This is a genomic window from Pseudomonas sp. A0308 (assembly GCF_044218815.1).
GTDB lineage: Bacteria > Pseudomonadota > Gammaproteobacteria > Pseudomonadales > Pseudomonadaceae > Aquipseudomonas > Aquipseudomonas iridis.
The window spans coordinates 131,536-151,077 of sequence record NZ_CP162581.1 but is presented as its reverse complement, the minus strand read 5'-3'; the positions used below and the strand labels follow the sequence as shown (position 1 = coordinate 151,077).

Below are 19,542 nucleotides of genomic sequence, written 5' to 3'. Positions count from 1 at the left end.
AGACCCGTACCGATGAAAGATTCAGAACAACTCAACCTGCAACGCCGCCGCGTACTCATGGGCATGGGCGCTGCCGGTGTCGCGCTGGCTGGATCGGCCCTGAGCTGCCCGGTTATGGCGGCTGCACCTGCGCAAGTCACGGAAGCACCGAGCAGCGACAAGACCGAAGACCGTCACGATTTCCACGGTGTGCATCAAACCGGCATCGTCACCCCTCGCCCGGCGTCGGGCATGTTGGTGGCGTTCGATGTGTTGGCCAGCGATCGCGAAGATCTCGAGCGACTGTTCCGCACGCTCAACGAGCGCATCGCCTTCCTGATGAAGGGCGGTCCGGTCGCGCAGATCGATCCGAAACTGCCGCCGCCAGACTCCGGTATCCTCGGCCCGGTCGTCACCCCGGACAACCTGACCATCACCGTGTCGGTGGGCGAATCGCTGTTCGATGAGCGCTTCGGCCTGGCGGACGCCAAACCCAAACGTCTGCAACGCATGGTCGGTTTTCCCAACGATGCGCTGGAGGCCGATTGCTGCCATGGCGATTTGAGTCTGCAGTTCTGCGCCAACACCGCCGACACCAACATCCACGCCCTGCGCGACATCGTCAAGAACCTGCCGGACCTGTTGCTGGTGCGCTGGAAACAGGAAGGCAGCGTGCCGCCGCAAGCCCCGGCCAAGCCCGGTGTGCCGGCGCAATCGGCGCGTAACTTCCTGGGTTTTCGTGATGGCTCGGCCAACCCCGATTCCAACGACGATAAAGCCATGGATCGCCTGGTATGGGTGCAACCGGGCAGCGACGAACCGGCCTGGGCGGCGCACGGCAGTTATCAAGCGGTACGGATCATCCGCAACTTCGTCGAGCGCTGGGATCGCACGCCATTGCAGGAGCAGGAAAGCATTTTCGGTCGGACCAAGAACACCGGCGCGCCAATGGGAGGTCACCACGAAAGCGAGGTCCCGGATTACAGCAAAGACCCGGAAGGCAAGCTGACCAGGCTCGACGCGCACATTCGCCTGGCCAACCCGCGCACCGCCGCCAGCCAGGCCAACCTGATCCTGCGTCGACCGTTCAACTATTCCAATGGCGTCAACAAGAATGGCCAGCTCGACATGGGCCTGCTGTTCATCTGTTACCAGGCCGATCTGGAAAAAGGCTTCATCACCGTGCAGACCCGCCTCAACGGCGAACCGCTGGAGGAATACCTCAAACCGGTCGGCGGCGGTTACTTCTTCACCCTGCCGGGTGTGACGGGCGACAAGGACTTTATCGGTCGCTCGCTGCTCAACGCCACACAACCCAAAACAGCCGCATAAAACAACTTCAACACTGGAGCCGCCCCCATGAAAAAGACGCCACTCGCGTTATTGCTGACCCTCGGATTGCTCAACACCCCGCTGTCGGCATTCGCCGCAACAGCACCGCTGGATCTGGTCGGGCCGGTGTCGGACTACAAGATCTACGTCACCGAACAACTCGATGAACTGGCCAGCCACACCCAGCAATTCACCGACGCCGTGAAGAAAGGCGACCTGGCGACCGCGCAAAAACTCTACGCACCGACCCGCGTCTTCTACGAGTCGATCGAACCGATTGCCGAGTTGTTTAGTGACCTCGATGCGTCCATCGATTCTCGCGTCGATGATCACGAGAAAGGCGTGAAGGCTGAAGATTTCACCGGTTTCCACCGCATTGAATATTCGCTGTTCGCGCAGAAGAGCACCCAGGGCCTCGATGCATTGGCGGATGGCTTGAACAAAGACGTGCAAGACCTGCAAACCCGCGTGGCCGGCCTGACCTTCCCGCCGGAAAAAGTGGTGGGCGGTGCTGCTGCGCTGCTGGAAGAAGTCGCCGCGACAAAGATCTCCGGTGAGGAAGATCGCTACAGCCACACCGACCTGTATGACTTCCAGGGCAACATCGATGGCGCGAAGAAAATCGTCGATTTGTTCCGTCCGCAGATCGAGCAGCAGGACAAGGCTTTCATAGCGAAAGTCGACAAGAACTTCGCCACCGTCAACAAAGTACTGGCCAGGTACAAGACCCAGGATGGCGGGTTTGAGACGTATGACAAGGTCAAGGATAACGACCGCAAGGCACTGGTCGGGCCGGTGAATACCTTGGCGGAAGATCTTTCCACGTTGCGTGGGAAGTTGGGGCTGAACTGAGTTTTTGTAGGGTTTTTCAGGGCCTCATCGCTGGCAAGCCAGCTCCCACAGGTTTGGCCGGTGTTCACAAAATCTGTGTGCACTGCAAACCCTGTGGGAGCTGGCTTGCCAGCGATGACGTCAGCAGGCTCGCCGCATCATCCGGATCAATTTACAGAATCCGGTAAAGCAACCGCTCAATCCGCACCCGACTCACGCGCTTGAGAAACTTCGCCACCCCGGCCGGGTATTCCGGCAAGGTCTCCAGGTCGTGGAAGCTGGAAATTCGCGAGGTATGGCGGAAGATCGCCTCCAGCTCCTGCGCTCGCGGGTCCACCCACTCGCCTTTGGGATCATCGATCAACAACGCATTTTCCAGGTCCAGGCGGAACGCCCGTGGATTAAGGTTGTTGCCGGTCAACAGCGTGTAGCGCTGATCGATCCACATGCCCTTGAGGTGATAGGTGTTGTCGCCGTCACGCCACAGGTGCAGGTTCAACTGACCGCTGTCGATGCTGCGCTGATGGCGTTTGGCGAAGCGGCGCAGGCTGATCTCGTACAGGTACGGCAGCGCTGAGATCACCCTGAACGGCTCGCTCGGCGGGATGTAGAAGTCGTTGGCGGTCTTGTCGCCAACCACAATGTCGATCTTCACGCCACGAGCCAGCGCGCGGTTGATCTCGCGGATCACCCCTAGCGGCAGGTTGAAGTAAGGCGTGCAAATGGTCAGCTGCTTTTGCGCACTGGCGATCAATTCGAGAATCGCCCGGTTCAGCGGGTTATTCTTGCCCACGCCCAGCAATGGACTGACCGACAAACCTACTCTGGCGGTGCTGCCGGCACTGGTGTCGTACGCCGCGTGCTTGAGGCGGCTGCGCAGATCGCCGATGTCGTTACGCAGGCTGCGAGTGGTCGGCAGATTCGGCAGGTCGAGGCGATGCACCGCTTTGGATTCGATCAGGCCGTGCTTGACCAGGTGATGCATCGAGTCCGCCAGCTCAGGGCTCTGCAGGACGTGATAGCGGTCGAAACGGTACTTGTCGAACTTGTGCAGGTAAACGTTGTTAAGGCTGGCGCCGCTGTAGACCACGCAATCGTCGATCACGAAGCCCTTCAAATGCAGCACGCCGAACAGTTCGCGGGTTTGCACCGGTACACCGTAGACCGGCACTTCGCTCTGGTGGGTGCGGGTCATTTCCTGATACCACGCCGAATTGCCCGGCTGCTTGCCGGCACCGATCAGCCCGCGCTGGGCGCGCAGCCAGTCGACCACCACGGCAATTTCCAGCTCGGGACGCGCGAGTTTGGCGGCGTGCAAGGCATCGAGGATTTCCTGACCGGCTTCGTCTTGCTGCAAATACAGCGCGACGACATAGATGCGCTGGGTCGCCGCAGCGATTTTCTCCAGCAGGCAACGGCGGAACTCGGCGGCGCCGGACAAAATGGTCACGGCCTCGGCGGTCAGCGGAAAGCTGCGCAGTTTAGGCAGCAGAGAGCGTTTGAAGAGCAACGGCATAGGGCTCGCAATGGGTCGAATCCGAAGAACCCGAGAGCTTACACCATCGATCCCTGCGGGTCTTGTGAGGGTCTGTAAAGAGATCGAAAGATCACGGCCTTCAGCAGCGTCTACAAGGTGTTCACAATCCCCGTGCAGGAGCTGCCGAAGGCTGCGATCTGTTGACTTTAAAAAATAACTTGTCAATGAAGAACGACCGTTCTACTGTTCGCCACATGAACGAAATCACAGACATCTCAACCCGCGACATCATTCTGGATGTCACCGAAAAGCTGATCTATAGAAGTGGTATCGCCGCCACAGGCATGGATCTTCTGGTGAAAACCGCCGGCGTCTCCAGAAAGAGCATCTACCGCTACTTCACCAATAAAGATCAGTTGGTGGCTGCCGCCCTGCAACGCCGCGACGTGCGCTGGATGCACTGGTACCGGAGCGCTGTCGATCAGGCCAAAACGCCGGCCGATCGCCTGCTCAACCTGTTTACCGTGCTCAAGGGCTGGTTCGCCTCGGAGGGCTTTCGCGGCTGCGCCTTCATCAACACCAGCGGCGAGACCGGCGACGCGCAAGATCCGGTGCGTCTGGTCGCCAGGGAACACAAACAGAAGCTGCTCGACTACGTGTGCGAGCTGTGTACCGAACATGGCGCCAAGGATCCGCAGTTGCTGGCCAAACAGCTGCTGATCCTGATTGACGGCGCCATTACCGTAGCGCTTGTGATGGGTGATCACAGTGCCGCCGATAATGCGCAATGCATGGCGCGCAAGTTATTGGACCTGTAACGCCTTAATAGGCCAGACAAGTTGTTTAAACGTTGAATCTATCGGGAGACTGATCATGTCTACTGCAGCTCAGGTACGTCCGCCATTGCCACCCTTCAACCTTGAATCGGCCATCGAGAAAGTTCGCCTGGCCGAAGACGGCTGGAATTCCCGTGATCCCGAGAGGGTCTCGCTGGCCTACACCCTCGAGACGAAATGGCGCAACCGCGCCGAGTTCGCCAACAACCGCGAAGAGGCCAAAGCCTTCCTCACCCGTAAATGGGCGAAAGAGCTGGACTACCGACTGATCAAGGAACTCTGGGCCTACTCGGACACGCGCATTGCGGTGCGCTATGCCTACGAATGGCATGACGATTCGGGCAACTGGTTCCGCTCCTACGGGAACGAGAACTGGGAGTTCGACGACAACGGTCTGATGTTCCAGCGCTACGCCTGCATCAACGACCTGCCGATTGAGGAAAGCGAGCGCAAGTTCCACTGGCCGCTGGGCCGTCGCCCGGATGATCATCCGGGACTGTCGGCGCTTGGTCTGTAACCCGCACCTGTAGGAGCTGCGGCACGCTGCGATGTTTTGATCTTGCTCTTAAAAAACAGATCAAAAGATCGCAGCCTCGTTTCACTCGACAGCTCCTACAGGGGACTTGGGTTTTGCTCAATGTAGAACCGTCAGCGCAAATCCGATCGAACTCATGGCAAACCTGCCGGGTCAACCGGCCATACCCGCCATGAGACTCGGAGACCCACGATGACCGATTATCCAAAACCACCCTTCCCTGCGCAGGCCCAATCCGTTCCCGGTTCGCAACGCAAAATGGAGCCGTATCCTGATTGCGGCGAGCAAAGTTACGTTGGCTCGGGCCGACTGGCCGGCAAGATCGCCCTGATCACTGGCGGCGACAGCGGTATCGGCCGCGCTGTGGCTATTGCCTTTGCCCGTGAAGGCGCTGACGTTGTCGTCGCTTACCTCAATGAGCACGAAGACGCGAAGGAAACCGCACGCTGGGTCGAACAGGCCGGTCGCCAATGCCTGTTGCTGTCGGGCGACCTCGCGCAAAGGTCCCATTGCCAGGAACTGGTCGATCAAACCATTGAACACTTCGGCCGCATCGACGTGCTGGTCAACAATGCCGCGTTCCAGATGACCCACGAAAACTTCGAAGACATCCCCGATGACGAATGGGTGATGACCTTCGACGTCAACATCACGGCGATTTTCCGCCTGTGTCAGGCGGCGATCAAACACATGCGTCCCGGTGCGTCGATTATCAATACCAGCTCAGTCAATTCGGACATGCCGAAGCCGAGCCTGCTGGCTTACGCCACCACCAAAGGTGCGATCGCCAACTTCACCGGTGGTCTGGCGCAGATGCTGGGGCCCAAGGAAATTCGCGTGAACTGCGTGGCGCCGGGGCCGATCTGGACGCCTCTGATCGTCTCGACCATGCCTGATGAAGAAGTGCAGAACTTCGGTGGCAATACCCCACTAGGGCGTCCCGGCCAGCCGGTGGAGGTTGCGCCGATTTACGTTCTGCTGGCCTCGGATGAAGCCAGCTACATCACCGGCCAACGCTATGGCGTGACCGGCGGTAAACCGATGCTCTGACGTTCGCCCTGATCAGTGCCGCCCCCGTCCCGTGTAGGAGCTGCCGCAGGCTGCGATCTTTTGATTCTAGAAGACCAGATCAAAAGATCGCAGCCTGCGGCAGCTCCTACAGGGAATTCGGCGGGAAAAATGAACACGACGCCCGGTCTGGCCAGTACGAGAGATGAATCATGAGTTTTACCGTGTGGGTGGCCGTGCTCGGCGCCGTGTTGCTGACCCTGGCGCTGACCTCCTCCTATTTGCGCTGGATGCCGGTGACGACCTCGGCAGTGTGCTTGCTGCTGGGTGTTGCAATTGGCCCCAGTGGCCTGGATCTGCTGAAACTGTCGCTGGATGACGCCTCGTTGTGGATGGAGCACCTGACGGAAGTCGCGGTGCTCTTTTCGTTGTTTGTCTGCGGATTGAAACTGCGCCTGCCATTAAGCGACAAGCGTTGGCGGATCGCGTTCGGCCTGGCCGGCCCGGTGATGGTACTGACCATAGCGGGCGTCTGCCTGTTGCTGCATTGGGGCTTGCAACTCGCGTGGGGGCCCTCGTTGCTGATCGGCGCGATTCTGGCGCCGACCGACCCCGTGCTCGCGGCGCTGGTCCAGGTCAACGATGCGAGGGACGTCGACGGCGTACGCTTCGGCCTGTCCGGCGAGGCCGGGCTGAATGACGGTATCGCCTTTCCTTTCGTAATCCTCGGGTTGGTATTACTGCAGGCCGATAGCAACACGGGACTATGGCAGGACTGGATCTTGCGCAGCGTGTTATGGGCTGTACCCGCCGGGTTGCTGACCGGTTATTGGATGGGCCGTGGCATCGGCCGCGTGACATTGTCATTACGCATCCACAACGAAGACAGCACCCTGAGCCCCAATGACTATCTGGCGCTGGCATTGATCGCGCTGGCCTATGTCGTGGCCGAAGCCATCGGTGGCTATGGCTTTCTGTCGGTATTTGCTGCGGGACTGGGCCTGCGTCAGGTGGAAGTTCAATCCACCGGTGCCAGCCAGCCGCCCGCCGAGCATCTGGTGCAACCGGTAGTCGGTCACCTGAATGCGGAACCGCAGCATGCCGTGCATGGCGATACCGAACGGATGGAAGACAGTCAGGTTGCTGCCGGGATCATGATGGGTGACATGTTGTCGTTCGGGGGCCTGGTCGAACGGGCGATGGAAGTGTTTCTCGTCACACTGCTGGGCGTTGTGCTGATTGCACACTGGGACTGGCGGGCATTAATGGTTGGCGGCGTGTTGTTCTGCCTGATTCGCCCGCTTTGCGTTGCGCTGATGCCGTGGGGTTCTTTGCTGGAGGGACGGCAACGTTTGCTGATCGGCTGGTTCGGCATACGCGGGATCGGCAGCCTGTTCTATCTGTTTTATGCCTTGAATCATGGGCTGAGCGATTCGGTGGCCACGCTATGTACCGACCTGACGCTGTCGGTGGTGGCGCTGAGTATTTTGCTGCATGGCATCAGTACGCAACCGATCCTTGCGCGATATGAACAGCGCAAAAAGCGCTCCCGGCAATAACTGCTGAACATGGTGATGAAAAAAATGGATCGCTCTGCAACTGCCGACGGTCACAACCTTAACTCCCTGCCGCACCCTGCGACGGGGTACGGCAGGTTCGGTTCCCCTGCGGCATCGCGCCCTGAAAAGGAATCCCGATATTTAAGGTTACGGTCATGAAAGAATGCTCGACTCCTGCGCAAATCAAGGCTTGCAGGGCTTTGGCCCTGGAACGCAATCGTCAATTGTTCGAAGAAGCACACGCGTTGAATCGCGCGGCTTATCAGTTACTCGAAAGCGGGCAGCTGGATCTCGAACAGTTTGAGCACTACCGGGCTTTACGCCGAAAAGCCGATGTGAAGTTTGCCGATGCGATTGAGCATCTGTGCGTGCTGAACGAGGATTTCCCGCCGATTCCGATGTCGGTGCAGAATTCGCAGGGGTTGCGTCGGGAGTTGGAGACGGCGGAGTAAGCTGAAAAAGCCCCTCACCCTCACCCTAGCCCTCTTCCCGAGGGAGAGGGCTGGGGTGAGGGGCTGTTGATTCTTCGACTCTGCGACTCTGGTAGCCAAAACCTAGCCCCCAGGATTCGTTACCTGAATAAACACCGCATAACTGCCCAGCATCATCCAGAACGTGGCAAAAATCCACGGCGTGCGCACCGAGAACAACAGCGATTTACGGTACCCCTTGTGGCTCGACTCCGTCTCGCTGAACAGGGGTGATTCGTCGTACGCCAGGCCCATCAAAGGCTCGCTGTGCAGCAAATGGCTCTGCTTGAAGTGCCAGTGGTCGATGATGTCGTACGCCGCGCGAATCCCAGGCCAGGCGTTGAGCGAGCTGAGCAGCCCCAACAGCGCCAGAAACGGTGGCACCACCAAGGTAAACAACTTGCCCCATTCCGGGTTGAGGTTGGACATGCACGAAGCAAAGGCAATCACCAGGAACGATTGCGCCGCCAGATAGGCATCGGTGCGATTGGCGAGGATGCTGGTTTCGTACTGGATTTCGCGCCGATAGAAGTCCAGACGTTCCTTGGGTGAGCCGAACATCTTGGCGTCATGTTCGGTCTGGATTTCTTCAGCGGTCGGGTGGGTCAATATGCGAGACACGAGACACGGGCTCCGGGGCAGGTAAAAAACTTAGAAACCCCCTGCCTCACACTAGTTCAGCCGAATATCCCCGAAGCTCATTTCATCGACAGGGCAATGATCTCCACAAGATTCAACTGCGTGAACGGTTTCGGCAGGCGCGGCAACTGCGCGGCAAAGCCTTCCAGGCGCTCGGCGTAACCGGTGGCCAGAACGATCGGCAGATCAGGTTTCAGCACCCGCACCGCGTGGGCCAGTTGCGCGCCGCTCATGTGCGGCATGGCCATGTCGGTAATCATCAGGTCGATGACCTCGCCCCGGTCGAACAACGCCAGCGCCTCAGTGCCGGAGGTTGCGCTGACCACACGGTGACCGAGGTCTTCGAGCAGCAGACTGGTGCTGGTCAGCACCAACGAGTCGTCGTCCACCACCAACACGCTTAGCCGCGGTACAACGATCGGAGCGGCCGGCGGGAACAAGGCCTTCGCCGTCGCGCCCTCGCCGGCCACCGGAATCCACAGTTCGGCGGTAGTACCGTTGGCCTTTTCACTTTTGAGGATAAAGCGGCCGCCGAGCTGTTCAATGAAGCCATGCACCATCGACAAACCCAGACCAGTGCCTTTGCCCACGCCTTTGGTGGTGAAAAACGGGTCGCGGGCCGAAGCGAGCGTCTGCGCGTCCATGCCGTCGCCGGTGTCAGTCATGCTCAGGCAAATGTAACGCCCCGCCGCCAATTCCGTATGACCGAGTTCAAGCACGACTTCGCGTTGCGCAGCAATGGTCACGCTGCCGCCCTCGGGCATGGCGTCGCGCGCGTTGGTAGCCAGGTTGAGCAGCGCCAATTCAAGTTGGTTGACGTCCGCCAACACCGGTTCCAGGTCTTCGGGAAAATCTGTATCGATGCGAATGCCCGGGCCCAGCGAGCTGCGAAGCAGGCCGGTAATGCCTTGCACCAGTTGCGGTATGTCTACCGATTCGGTCTTGAGCTCCTGACGCCGGGCGAATGCCAGCATGCGCTGGGTCAGTGACACGCCGCGCAGTGCGCCTTGAGTGGCGTTTTCCAACAGGCGGATGATTTTCGGGTCGTCGCCAATGCGTTTCTGGACGATCTCCAGATTGCCGAGAATCACCGTCAGCAGGTTGTTGAAGTCATGCGCTATGCCGCCACTTAGTTGACCGATCGCCTGCATCTTCTGCGCCTGGGCCAGCGCCTCGCGGGTCTTCTCCAGCGACTGCTGGGCCTGATGGGCTTCGGTCACGTCGCGGGTGATTTTGGCAAAACCGAGCAACGTGCCGGTTTCACCGCGAATCGCATCGACCACCACGTGCGCCAGAAATTGCGTGCCGTCCTTGCGCACACGCCAGCTTCGACTCTCGAAGCGGCCTGTTTCGGTGGCTATCGCCAGCGCCCGCTGCGGCTCGCCGCGCTCGCGGTCCTCGGGGGTATAGAAAATCGAAAAATGCTGACCGATGATTTCTTCCGGCAGATAACCTTTGATCCGCTGGGCGCCCTGGTTCCAGTTGCTCACCCGACCTTCGGGGCTGAGCATGTAGATCGCATAGTCGGTGACGCCCTGCACCAACAGACGAAACTGCTGTTCACTTTGCTTGAGGGTTTCCTCGGCCATCTTGCGGTCGGTGAGGTCACGAGTGATCTTGGCGAAACCCAGCAGTTTGCCATTGGGGTCGATGATCGGATCGATCACCACGTGGGACCAGAAGTTGGTGCCGTCCTTGCGCACGCGCCAGCCTTCGCCTTCGAATCGCCCTTCGCGGATCGCCGTATCGAGTGCCCGTTGCGGCAATCCGGCTGCGCGATCATCGGCGGTATAGAACCGCGAAAAGTGCTGACCGAGAATTTCCGCCTCTTCATAACCCTTGAAGCGTTTGGCGCCGGAGTTCCAACTGGTGATGATGCCGTCGGGGTCGATCATGTAGATCGCGTAGTCGACGACCGCATCGATCAAAAGCCTGAAACGCATCTCTTCGATCGCTGCGGACTTGTTGTTATCGCTCATCACACTCACCAGCCGTTGTCATAAGCGGAAGTATGCGGCAATCCGGGGAATTGGGAAGCCGGCGCCTCATTATTGATCGCCCACCAGCGCGGCAGCAGTTGCTGGACGCGGCTCTCGGCAAAGCGGTCGTCGATCAGCATCACCACCCCGCGATCTTCGCGTGTGCGAATCACCCGGCCGGCGGCCTGCACCACTTTCTGCACGCCGGGATAGAGATAGGTGTAGTCGTAGCCGGCGCCAAAGATCGCCGCCATGCGCCGTTTCAGTTGTTCATTGACCGGGTTGAGCTGCGCCAGCCCAAGGGTGGCGATGAATGCGCCAATCAAGCGTGCGCCCGGCAAATCGATGCCTTCACCAAACGCACCGCCCAGCACTGCAAAGCCGACGCCCTGGCTATCGGCGGTGAACTGATCGAGAAACGCCTGTCGCGCCCCTTCGACCATGCCCCGCGATTGCTGCCACAGGGTGATGTGCGGGTGCCGTTCGGCCAGCAACGTTGCCACTTGTTGCAGGTAATCGAAACTGCTGAAGAACGCCAGGTAGTTGCCCGGCCGTTCGCTGAACTGGCGGGCGATCAGCTCGACGATCGGTTCAAGCGATGCCTGGCGATGGTTGAAGCGCGTCGAGATGCGACTGACGATCTGCACCTGCAACTGCTCGGCGCTGAACGGCGATTCGACGTCGATCCACACGGTATCGGCGGGCGTACCGAGCAAGTCGGCGTAATAGTTGCGCGGGCTCAAGGTCGCGGAAAACAGCACGCTGCTGCGCGCAGCCTTCAGGCGCGGACCGATGAACGCCGCCGGCACCACATTGCGCAAACACAGCTGCGACAGCGGACGTTTGCGGTCGAGGTCGCGCTTGCTGATGTCGAACAGGTAATGCTCGTCGTACAGCTCCGCCACCCGGCCAAATTGCAGCAGGTCGAAATAGAAGTTCTGCAAACCGCTGTCGAGACCTTGCGGATGGTCATTGAGGTAATCGCCAATCGCTGCGCAACACAGGGAAATCGCCTGCAAGAGCTTTTCCGGGGCTTTGTCGTAGGCCTGATAAGCCGCCAGTTGCGGCGCATGCAGCGCGTTCCATTCGCGATTGACCCGTTGCAGCGAATTCTTCAGCGGTGCGGGTGCGGTTTTGCGCACGCTGCCCAGCGTGGCCTGATCGAGACTGGCGCTGTACATCTGTCGGCCGCGCTCGACGAGGTTGTGCGCCTCGTCTGCCAGCACGGCGACTTTCCACTGATTGAGCTGCGCCAGGCCGAACAGCAATGCGCTGAAGTCGAAGTAATAGTTGTAGTCGGCGATCACCACGTCAGCCCAGCGCGCCATCTCCTGACTCAGGTAATACGGACACACCGTATGCTGCGCGGCGACTTCACGCATCGCGGCTTGATCGAGCAGGTTGATGCGACTGGCCGCTTCACGGGCGGCGGGCAAGCGATCATAAAAGCCCTGGGCCAACGGGCAGGATTCGCCGTGGCATGCCTTGTCCGGGTGTTCGCAGGCTTTGTCCCGCGCGACCATCTCCAACACGCGCAACGGCAAGGTTGCCGATTGGTCGAACAACACCTGGCTGGCGTCCAGCGCCAGTTTGCGCCCGGGTGTCTTGGCGGTGAGGAAGAACACCTTGTCCAGTTGCTGCGGCGCCAGAGCCTTGAGCATCGGAAACAGCGTGCCGAGGGTTTTGCCGATCCCGGTCGGGGCCTGCGCCATCAGACAGCGACCGGTGCTGATCGCCTTGAACACCGATTCGGCCAGATGGCGCTGACCGGGACGGAAGTCTGCATGGGGAAAGGCCAGTTGCTGCGCGGCCAGATTGCGCGCCTCGCGGTGGGACATTTCCTGTTCGGCCCAGTACAGAAACAGGCTGCATTGCTGCTCGAAAAAAACCTGCAAGGCCTCGACGCTGAACGCTTCGACCAGACAGGTTTCCTTCTCGCTAACGATGTCGAAATACACCAGCGCCACGTTGATCTGCGCAAGATCAAGTTTGCGGCACATCAGCCAGCCGTAGACCTTCGCCTGCGCCCAGTGCAACTGCCGATGATTGGCCGGTTGCTTGCTCAGGTCGCCCCGGTAGGTTTTGACTTCCTCCAGGCAGTTCTGCGCCGGATCGTAGCCATCCGCCCTGCCCTTGACCTTCAATTGGCGGAACGTGCCTTCCAGCGCCACTTCGCTCTGGTAGTTGTCACTGCGTCGCGAGGCCACGGTGCGATGGCCGGCAATGCCTTCGAGTGCCGTCGGTGAGGGCGTGAAGCGCAAGTCGAGATCGCCAGTCTTGGCGGTGAACTCGCACAGCGCCCGCACTGCAATGCTGTAGCTCAAGCGCTCTGCTCCGCCCATTGCACGTAACACACGGCCACTGGCATCTGATGTTCATGGCAGAACTCCAGCCAACGCAGCTGGTTGTCCTGCAAGCGGTCACCCGGGCCTTTGACTTCGATCATCCGGTAGGTTTTGTGCTGCGGCCAGAACTGGATCAGGTCGGGCATCCCGGCGCGGTTGGCCTTGATGTCGAGCAGCAAGCGGCTGAACCAGTGTTTGAGGTGGGCCGCGGGCAAACAGGCCAGCGCTTGCTCCAGCAGCGTTTCATTCAACGCGCCCCAGAACACGAACGGCGACTGCACACCCCACTTGGCGACGAATCGCTGGCGGATGGTATCGGCATAACGACCGTCGTCCAGCTCGTTGAGACAGGCCTGAAACATCTCGGCGCGGCGTTGCTGAAAGTCTTCGTTGAGCAGATCAACCGGGCCGCGCTGGAATGGGTGAAAGAACGCCCCCGGCAGCGGCGCGAAAATCGCCGGCCAGCACAATAGACCGAACAACGAGTTGATCAGGCTGTTTTCCACGTAGTGCACCGGGCCCTCGTCGTCGTGCAGATGCGCCTGCACATGAAACTCCACAGACCGCGCCGGATCGATGCGCGGCAAATGCAGATCGAGACGCTCCACCGGTCGCGGCGCCAGCCGTTTCAACGGCGGGCCGCCGAGTTTGCGCCGCAGGCGGGGCAGGATGCGTTGCAGGCCTTGCTGTTCGTTGGCGCTTTGCGGCGCCTGTTCGGCCAGCGTGCCGAGTTCCAGCGCCAAGCCGTAGTCGCCACAACGCTCCAAGACCCGGATCATGCGCAATCGCGCACCGGGATAGGCGCACGTCCGGTAAATATCCAGGGCCAGGGCAAACTCGCTGATGCGCTCGCAATACTGGCCGATCTGAAACAGCACCTTGGCGCGTCGACGCTCCAGCCACGGGTTGTCGAAACGCAAGGCGCTGACCTGCTCAACAATGGTTTCCAGCGGCTCACCCGCCTCGAAACGCAGTTGGCATTGGTGCAGAAACAGGCAGGCATCGACGTCTTCACGGCTGCGCAAACCACGGGAATCGGCGCAGAACTCGACTTTTTCATAGGTGAAGATGCCAAGGTCGGCCAGCACGAACTCCGACCAGTCCTGATACAGGTTGCCGAAGAACATCAATCGCAAGCGGTCGCACAGCTCCATGATGGTCAGGCTGAACAGGCGATCCTGCAGCGCCGGCGCCCAGTCACGCAGCGTGCGCGCATCAGTGAACTGCTCGGCCAACGCTGGCAGCCAATCGTCCTTGCGCCCCTTGGGTTGTTCGATGAAAGCGCCGAAGGCTTGCAGGATTTCGGCTTTGAGCAGTACGTCGAACAGCTCTGTGATCGCCAGCGCTGCATGCTCGTCGATCCAGCCCTGCTCCAGCAGCGGATGCGCCGCTTGGCCGATGTCACCAATTTCCGGGTAGTTGAGTTTGCCGGCACGAAAATGTGCACCCTTGCGCATCACCAACCGCACCAGCAAACCCTGCGAAGCGCGCGGCAACGCCTTGAAGTCACGCATGAACGCATGCTCTGCTTCACCCATCACATCGGCATAGCGAAGCTCAAGCCATTCAAGCACTTGCCGGAAGTTGTTGAGGTAATAGAACGGATCGTCGAGTGGATTGGCAGTCACGGGAATTCTGGGCCACGGGGAGCGAATACTGGTTATGCGTACAGATACCAGCTCTGCCCCGCCCGGCGCAAACGGAAAAGGATCAATGGCATTTTTTCGCCGGCCTATCGAACTTTTTCTGGCTGAATGGCACCAACCGCGTTAGAACACCGACATCGTTCGGAATCACATGGATTAAGGAATTAGAGATGGGTATGAAAATCAAGACTCTGGGCATCCCCCTCGCGGTAGCGACCTTGCTGACACTGGCCGGCTGCGCAAGCCCGACCGTGGTCACCCTGCAAAACGGCACCCAGTATTTGACCAAGGACATGCCGAAGACCGAAACCGAGGACGGCTTCTATGAGTTCGAGGATATTTCCGGCGCCAAGGTGAAAGTACGCGCGGCTGAAGTGGCTACGGTGCGCCAAGAAGACTGACGAAACACGACCTGTGTAGGAGCTGCCGGAGGCTGCGATCTTTTGATCTTTTTTTAAGATCAAGATCAAAAGATCGCAGCCTCCGGCAACTCCTACAGGGGTTTCGCGGTGTTATTGATCCGGGGTCATGCCGGGGATCGTGTCGTCGCAACGCAAATATTGCCCACCACGCCGGGCCAGTTCGCCCTGCAAACGCTGGCAACGTTCCTGATCTTGCTGAGCCATGCGGTCAATGCTCAGGTTGCCGGTGGTCTGCGGCTGTTTGCCGTCACCCAGGCGAATGGTCACGAAGGGCTGTTCAGGCTGGACCTGAAAGCGGCTTTTCTCTTCGACCGGCTCTACCACTTCGGTTTTCGCCGGGCTCGGCAATTCATCGGTGGTGATGCCGTAACGGCTCAGAATCGAGCTTTGAGGCAGATCGGCCCAGGCGTTGGCCGATAGCAGCGCCAATCCCACAATCCCGACATACCCTTTGAAACCTTTCACGTTTGAATCTCCTGTGCTCAGTGGCGGCTAGCTATAGAACGTGTGCGCACGTGCTGGCTTTAGGCCGCTTTTCCTGTTCTGCACAGGTTGAGAGTCAGGTAGTGGCCATCGAGTCACTTCTGATACCGCGTTATCGTTCTTCGTGAGCATGCTCGCTCCCACACGGTTCCTGGTCGGCCACATGTTTTGTGTTCGACGCAAATCCGCTGTGGGAGCGAGCCTGCTCGCGAAAGCGTCGTTACAGGCGCCCCATCAACATCAGGCGATCACAATGCCATCGCCACTCAAGCTATTCAGCGACACCCCCACCAACGTCACCGAATCATTACCAAACGACAGCACCGTATCCTGCCCAACCGCTGAAGCATGAGCACGGAAGTCATCACTCGGCAAAACACCCTGCACCCCAAGAAACACCAGTTTGTCGTTGGCGGTAAACCCCACCACTCGGTCCTGTCCGAACGCGCCGTTGAACAGGAACGTGTCCGCCCCGCCACCCGACGTCATCAGGTCATTGCCCGCGCCACCGACGAACACGTCGTTGCCCGCGCCGCCAATCAGCTGATCATTGCCATCGAGCCCGAACAACCAGTCACCGCTGGCATGCGCCTTGAGCGTATCGGCGCTGTGGGTGCCCTTCACGCTGGATTCGTACGCCGTCACATTGCTGCCAGCCTTCAACCCGCTGGCCGTGACGCTGTGGGTCACATCGTCCTTGAACAGCCCCCAGAGAAAGCCCGGCTCCTTGGTGACGATGCTGCCGATGTCGCGGGTAATGCTGATCCCGCCATTGCCATCGCGGATGTATAGATTGCCCGCACCGTCATTGGCGAAATCGAAGGTGTTTACCGATTTCTGCAAGTCGAGGGTATTACTGCCCTGCCCGCCGAGGATGACGTTGTAGCCGCCGCCATCACGAAAGGTGTCGTTACCGGCGCGACCTTCGAGATAGTCATGGCCGCTGCCGCCCTGGATCAGGTCGTTGCCGTCGCTGCCGATGATGAACGTGCTGCCCTTGTGAGTTTCGGCGTTGCGGTTGAGGTCCTGCACCCAGGTGTTGGCCCGCGCCGGGTCCGACAGGTTGGCGACGATGATCGTCGAGTCCTTGCTGGTCAGGTCGTAGAACTTCGACTCGATCACCCGGTTCATGCCCTCGCCATACGCAGTCGGCAAGTGCGAGATCCAGACTGGAATATTCAGGATCGAATACGGCAGCACATTCCAGGCGTTAGAGGCGTAGTGATCGTTGAAGCTGACGATGTTGTCGGTGGCTGATTCCTTGGGCGCATCGTGTACGCCAATCGAAGCGCCGGTGAAGGTCGAGCCATCGAGCGCGCGGAACACCGGGTCATTTTCGTAGCCAACGTTGAGCACCTTGTCGGTGCTGCTCTGGGTTGGCGAAGCGTAGGCGATGTAGTTGGAGTCACTGAAGAAGCCACCCCACTTGCCGCCGCTCAAGTCCGCCATGCTGTTGACGGCCAATCCACCGAGGCTGTGACCGCTGACCAGCACGTCTTTGCCGCTTAGGCCGTTTGCCGTGGCGAAGGCGACCACATCATTGAGCAGATTGCCGAAGGCTTCACCGACGTAATTCTTCGAGTAGTCCTTGGGACCGAAGGCCGCCAGCAGGTCGTTGATCACGTCGCCGATGGAGTCGAGGATCAGGTTTTCTCGCGGGCCGCTGGTGCCGCGAAAGGCAATGCCCAGTTCAGTGAGATGGCCTTGGGCGTCGTACCTTCCGAGGATTTCCACCTGGGCGCCGGTGTAACCGGCCTTCTCGCCAAAGAAGGTTCCGCGCGCGTCAGTCTTGCCGTCGTAGCCCAATTGCGAGGCGGTGATCGGCGTCCAACCGGCCTTTTGCACTGCGTCGAGGGCGAGTTTTTCTGAATCGGGATTCCACGCAATACCGGGGATGACACCTTGCGAATCGGTGCCGCCAATCAGCGCGGTCACCAGCGTGGCCGGCAGACCGAGGCCGAAACCGTTGTGCTGATAACCGCTGGCGAAGCCGTTATCGAGGTTGTGATAGGAATACAGCGTGATAGCCATGGCGTCACTGAACAACGCCTTGGAATCGGCTGTACCGAAGTTTTTGTAGTCATACACACCCATTGCCATTGCCTCTCTTTTTGTTGGAATTGTCAGAGATAGCTCACAGCCGGGGCGCCCCTCGCGGAACGCCGCGGAGTATTTCAAAACTACTTACTGCTTTTACTGTGGGAGCGAGCCTGCTCGCGAAGAAGCAGTGTCAGTCAACATTTGTATTGCTGACACACCGCTTTCGCGAGCAGGCTCGCTCCCACATTTGGACCTAGGCGAAGACGAAACTTGCGTCCGACAGGTTAGCCACTCCTACCCCAACCAGCGTCACGGCAAACTCGCCAATCTTCAGCACGGTATCGCCGCCTGCCTGCGACGCATGCTGCTTGTAGTCGTAGCCCTGCCCCGCGCCTTCGACCCCCATGAACAGCAGTTTGTCGCTGCCCTGATAACCATTGATGGCATCGAAACCGAACGCGCCGCTGAACAGGAAGGTATTGTTGCCACCCACCGCGCTCATCACATCGTTCCCCCCGCCACCGACGAAGGTCACATGGCCCTTGTCGCTGATCAGCGTGTCGTCGCCATCCAGGCCAAACAGCCAGTCACCCTCGGCCGTGGCGTGCAGCGCGTTGCCGTAGCCATCGCCGCTAAGCGAATGATTGTACTGGGTCAGCTCGCTGCCATTGGTCAAACCCTTGGCCGTGACGCCCCAGGTGATCTCCTTGCTGCCCCACCACGACCCCGACTCCTTGCTCACCAGCGCGCCAATGTCGCGGGTCATGCTGATACCGCCGTAGGCGTCGCGCACATACAGCGTGCCGTCACCGTCGTTGGCGAAGCTGAAGTTCTGCAACGGCTTCTGCAGCTCGAAGGTGTTGTGGCCCTGGCCGCCGAGCAGGATGTTGAAGCCGCCGTCATCGCGAAAACGATCATCACCGCCCAGGCCCTCAAGAAAGTCGTTACCCGCCCCGCCCTTGAGCCAGTCGTTGCTCTGGGTGCCGATGATGAAGGTGCAGCCGGTGTGCGGCTCGCCACTGCGGCCCAGATCCTCGACCCAGGTTTTACCCCGGGACGACTCCTCAAGGTTGGAGACGATGATCGTCGAGTCCTTGTGGGTCAGGCCGTAGAACTTCGAATCGATCACCCGATTCAAGCCGTCGGCATACCCCAGGGAACCGTGGGCCGACCAGTTCATCGGATTGACGATGCTGAACGGCACCAGGTTCTGCGCGGTCGACGCATAGTTGTCGGTGAAGTTGACGATGTTGTCGGTGGTCGATTCGTGCGGCTTGTCGTGCTTGCCCATCGATGCGCTGCTGAACGTGGTGCCGTCGAGCACGCGGAACACCGGATCGTTCTCGTACCCGATGTTCAGCACGTTGTTGCCGGTGCTGCTCTGGGTTGGCGAGGCGAAGGCGATGTAGTTGGCGTCCTTGAAGAACCCGCCCCAGTTGCCGGCGCTCAATTCAGCCACGCTGTTGACCCCGAGCCCGCCAAGGCTGTGGCCGCTGATCAACACGTCCTTGGCGCCAATGCCATGGGCGATGGAGAACGCCGCGACAGCCTTGAGCAAATTATCGAAGGCATTTTTCGCGTATTGATTGGCGTAGTCCGAAGGCCCGATGGCGGCCAGCAGATTGTTTTTCATGTCGCCGAAGGTGTCGCTGTAACCCAGCCCCCCGGTGCCACGAAACGCAATACCGATGCCGATCATCTTACCGGCCGCGTCGTACTTGCCGAGCACTTCGGCCTCGGCGCTGGTGAAGCCATCCTTCTCGCCGAAAAACGTGCCTTGCGGCCCGACCTTGCCTTGATAGCCCAGCGTCGTCGCTGTAACCGGTGCCCACCCCCCGGCCGGCAATGGCTTGCCGGTCGGGGTGTAGGCATACAGCGTCAGAGCGATGGCATCGCTGTACAACGCTTTGCCATCGGCATTTTTGTAATCAAACAGTCCCATGTGTTGTGCTCTCTCTTCC

General features: G+C 59.6%; 16 protein-coding genes. 8 read left to right on the top strand and 8 right to left on the bottom strand.

What is annotated here, in order from left to right:
* Window positions 1-12: 12 nt before the first annotated feature.
* Together efeB and efeO are read left to right on the top strand one after the other, a co-directional pair.
* A complete protein-coding gene (efeB, locus tag AB4P92_RS00655; RefSeq protein ID WP_395598679.1) occupies window positions 13-1,311 on the top strand; it encodes an iron uptake transporter deferrochelatase/peroxidase subunit in 1,299 nt (432 codons plus the stop codon).
* Between the two features lie 27 nt (window positions 1,312-1,338).
* The gene (efeO, locus tag AB4P92_RS00650; RefSeq protein WP_042559239.1) at window positions 1,339-2,163 is read left to right on the top strand and encodes an iron uptake system protein EfeO; all 825 of its coding nucleotides are present in this window, start codon (window positions 1,339-1,341) and stop codon (window positions 2,161-2,163) included.
* A gap of 151 nt (window positions 2,164-2,314) precedes the next feature.
* On the opposite strand, the gene pssA is transcribed toward efeO, so the two are convergent.
* Window positions 2,315-3,658 carry a CDP-diacylglycerol--serine O-phosphatidyltransferase gene (pssA, locus tag AB4P92_RS00645; RefSeq protein ID WP_395598678.1) on the bottom strand — a complete coding sequence of 448 codons (1,344 nt, stop codon included), beginning with the start codon at window positions 3,656-3,658 and terminating at the stop codon, window positions 2,315-2,317.
* A 215-nt stretch (window positions 3,659-3,873) separates the two neighbouring features.
* Here pssA and AB4P92_RS00640 point away from each other — a divergent pair, with 215 nt between their 5' ends.
* From AB4P92_RS00640 to AB4P92_RS00620, 5 genes are all read left to right on the top strand, one after another.
* Window positions 3,874-4,437 (top strand): TetR/AcrR family transcriptional regulator, encoded by a 564-nt coding sequence (locus AB4P92_RS00640; protein WP_395598677.1) that lies wholly within the window; start codon window positions 3,874-3,876, stop codon window positions 4,435-4,437.
* Between the two features lie 55 nt (window positions 4,438-4,492).
* A complete protein-coding gene (locus tag AB4P92_RS00635) occupies window positions 4,493-4,972 on the top strand; it encodes a DUF1348 family protein (protein ID WP_395598676.1) in 480 nt (159 codons plus the stop codon).
* A gap of 210 nt (window positions 4,973-5,182) precedes the next feature.
* A complete protein-coding gene (locus tag AB4P92_RS00630; RefSeq protein ID WP_395598675.1) occupies window positions 5,183-6,040 on the top strand; it encodes an SDR family oxidoreductase in 858 nt (285 codons plus the stop codon).
* 170 nt (window positions 6,041-6,210) lie between these two features.
* The gene (locus AB4P92_RS00625; protein ID WP_395598674.1) at window positions 6,211-7,557 is read left to right on the top strand and encodes a cation:proton antiporter; all 1,347 of its coding nucleotides are present in this window, start codon (window positions 6,211-6,213) and stop codon (window positions 7,555-7,557) included.
* Between the two features lie 155 nt (window positions 7,558-7,712).
* The gene (locus AB4P92_RS00620) at window positions 7,713-8,009 is read left to right on the top strand and encodes a hypothetical protein (RefSeq protein WP_047301153.1); all 297 of its coding nucleotides are present in this window, start codon (window positions 7,713-7,715) and stop codon (window positions 8,007-8,009) included.
* A gap of 102 nt (window positions 8,010-8,111) precedes the next feature.
* Here AB4P92_RS00620 and AB4P92_RS00615 read toward each other — a convergent pair whose 3' ends face one another.
* From AB4P92_RS00615 to AB4P92_RS00600, 4 genes are all read right to left on the bottom strand, one after another.
* The gene (locus AB4P92_RS00615; protein WP_047301155.1) at window positions 8,112-8,648 is read right to left on the bottom strand and encodes a hypothetical protein; all 537 of its coding nucleotides are present in this window, start codon (window positions 8,646-8,648) and stop codon (window positions 8,112-8,114) included.
* Window positions 8,649-8,725: 77 nt separating this feature from the next.
* Window positions 8,726-10,645 (bottom strand): PAS domain S-box protein, encoded by a 1,920-nt coding sequence (locus AB4P92_RS00610; RefSeq protein ID WP_395598673.1) that lies wholly within the window; start codon window positions 10,643-10,645, stop codon window positions 8,726-8,728.
* A gap of 5 nt (window positions 10,646-10,650) precedes the next feature.
* The gene (locus AB4P92_RS00605) at window positions 10,651-12,969 is read right to left on the bottom strand and encodes an ATP-dependent DNA helicase (RefSeq protein WP_395598672.1); all 2,319 of its coding nucleotides are present in this window, start codon (window positions 12,967-12,969) and stop codon (window positions 10,651-10,653) included.
* Window positions 12,966-14,618 (bottom strand): VRR-NUC domain-containing protein, encoded by a 1,653-nt coding sequence (locus AB4P92_RS00600; RefSeq protein WP_395598671.1) that lies wholly within the window; start codon window positions 14,616-14,618, stop codon window positions 12,966-12,968. The genes AB4P92_RS00605 and AB4P92_RS00600 overlap by 4 nt, the downstream gene beginning before the upstream one ends.
* A 194-nt stretch (window positions 14,619-14,812) precedes the next feature.
* On the opposite strand from AB4P92_RS00600, the gene AB4P92_RS00595 reads away from it, so the two are divergent.
* A complete protein-coding gene (locus AB4P92_RS00595) occupies window positions 14,813-15,037 on the top strand; it encodes a YgdI/YgdR family lipoprotein (protein ID WP_395598670.1) in 225 nt (74 codons plus the stop codon).
* Between the two features lie 111 nt (window positions 15,038-15,148).
* Here the strand turns inward: AB4P92_RS00595 and AB4P92_RS00590 are convergent, their stop codons facing one another.
* From AB4P92_RS00590 to AB4P92_RS00580, 3 genes are all read right to left on the bottom strand, one after another.
* Entirely contained in the window at window positions 15,149-15,523 is a 375-nt protein-coding gene (locus tag AB4P92_RS00590; RefSeq protein WP_395598669.1) for a hypothetical protein, read from the bottom strand.
* 258 nt (window positions 15,524-15,781) lie between these two features.
* Complete coding sequence (locus tag AB4P92_RS00585) at window positions 15,782-17,635, bottom strand: polyurethanase (protein ID WP_395599718.1); 1,854 nt, start codon at window positions 17,633-17,635, stop codon at window positions 15,782-15,784.
* A 199-nt stretch (window positions 17,636-17,834) separates the two neighbouring features.
* Complete coding sequence (locus AB4P92_RS00580) at window positions 17,835-19,523, bottom strand: polyurethanase (protein WP_395598668.1); 1,689 nt, start codon at window positions 19,521-19,523, stop codon at window positions 17,835-17,837.
* Window positions 19,524-19,542: the final 19 nt, after the last annotated feature.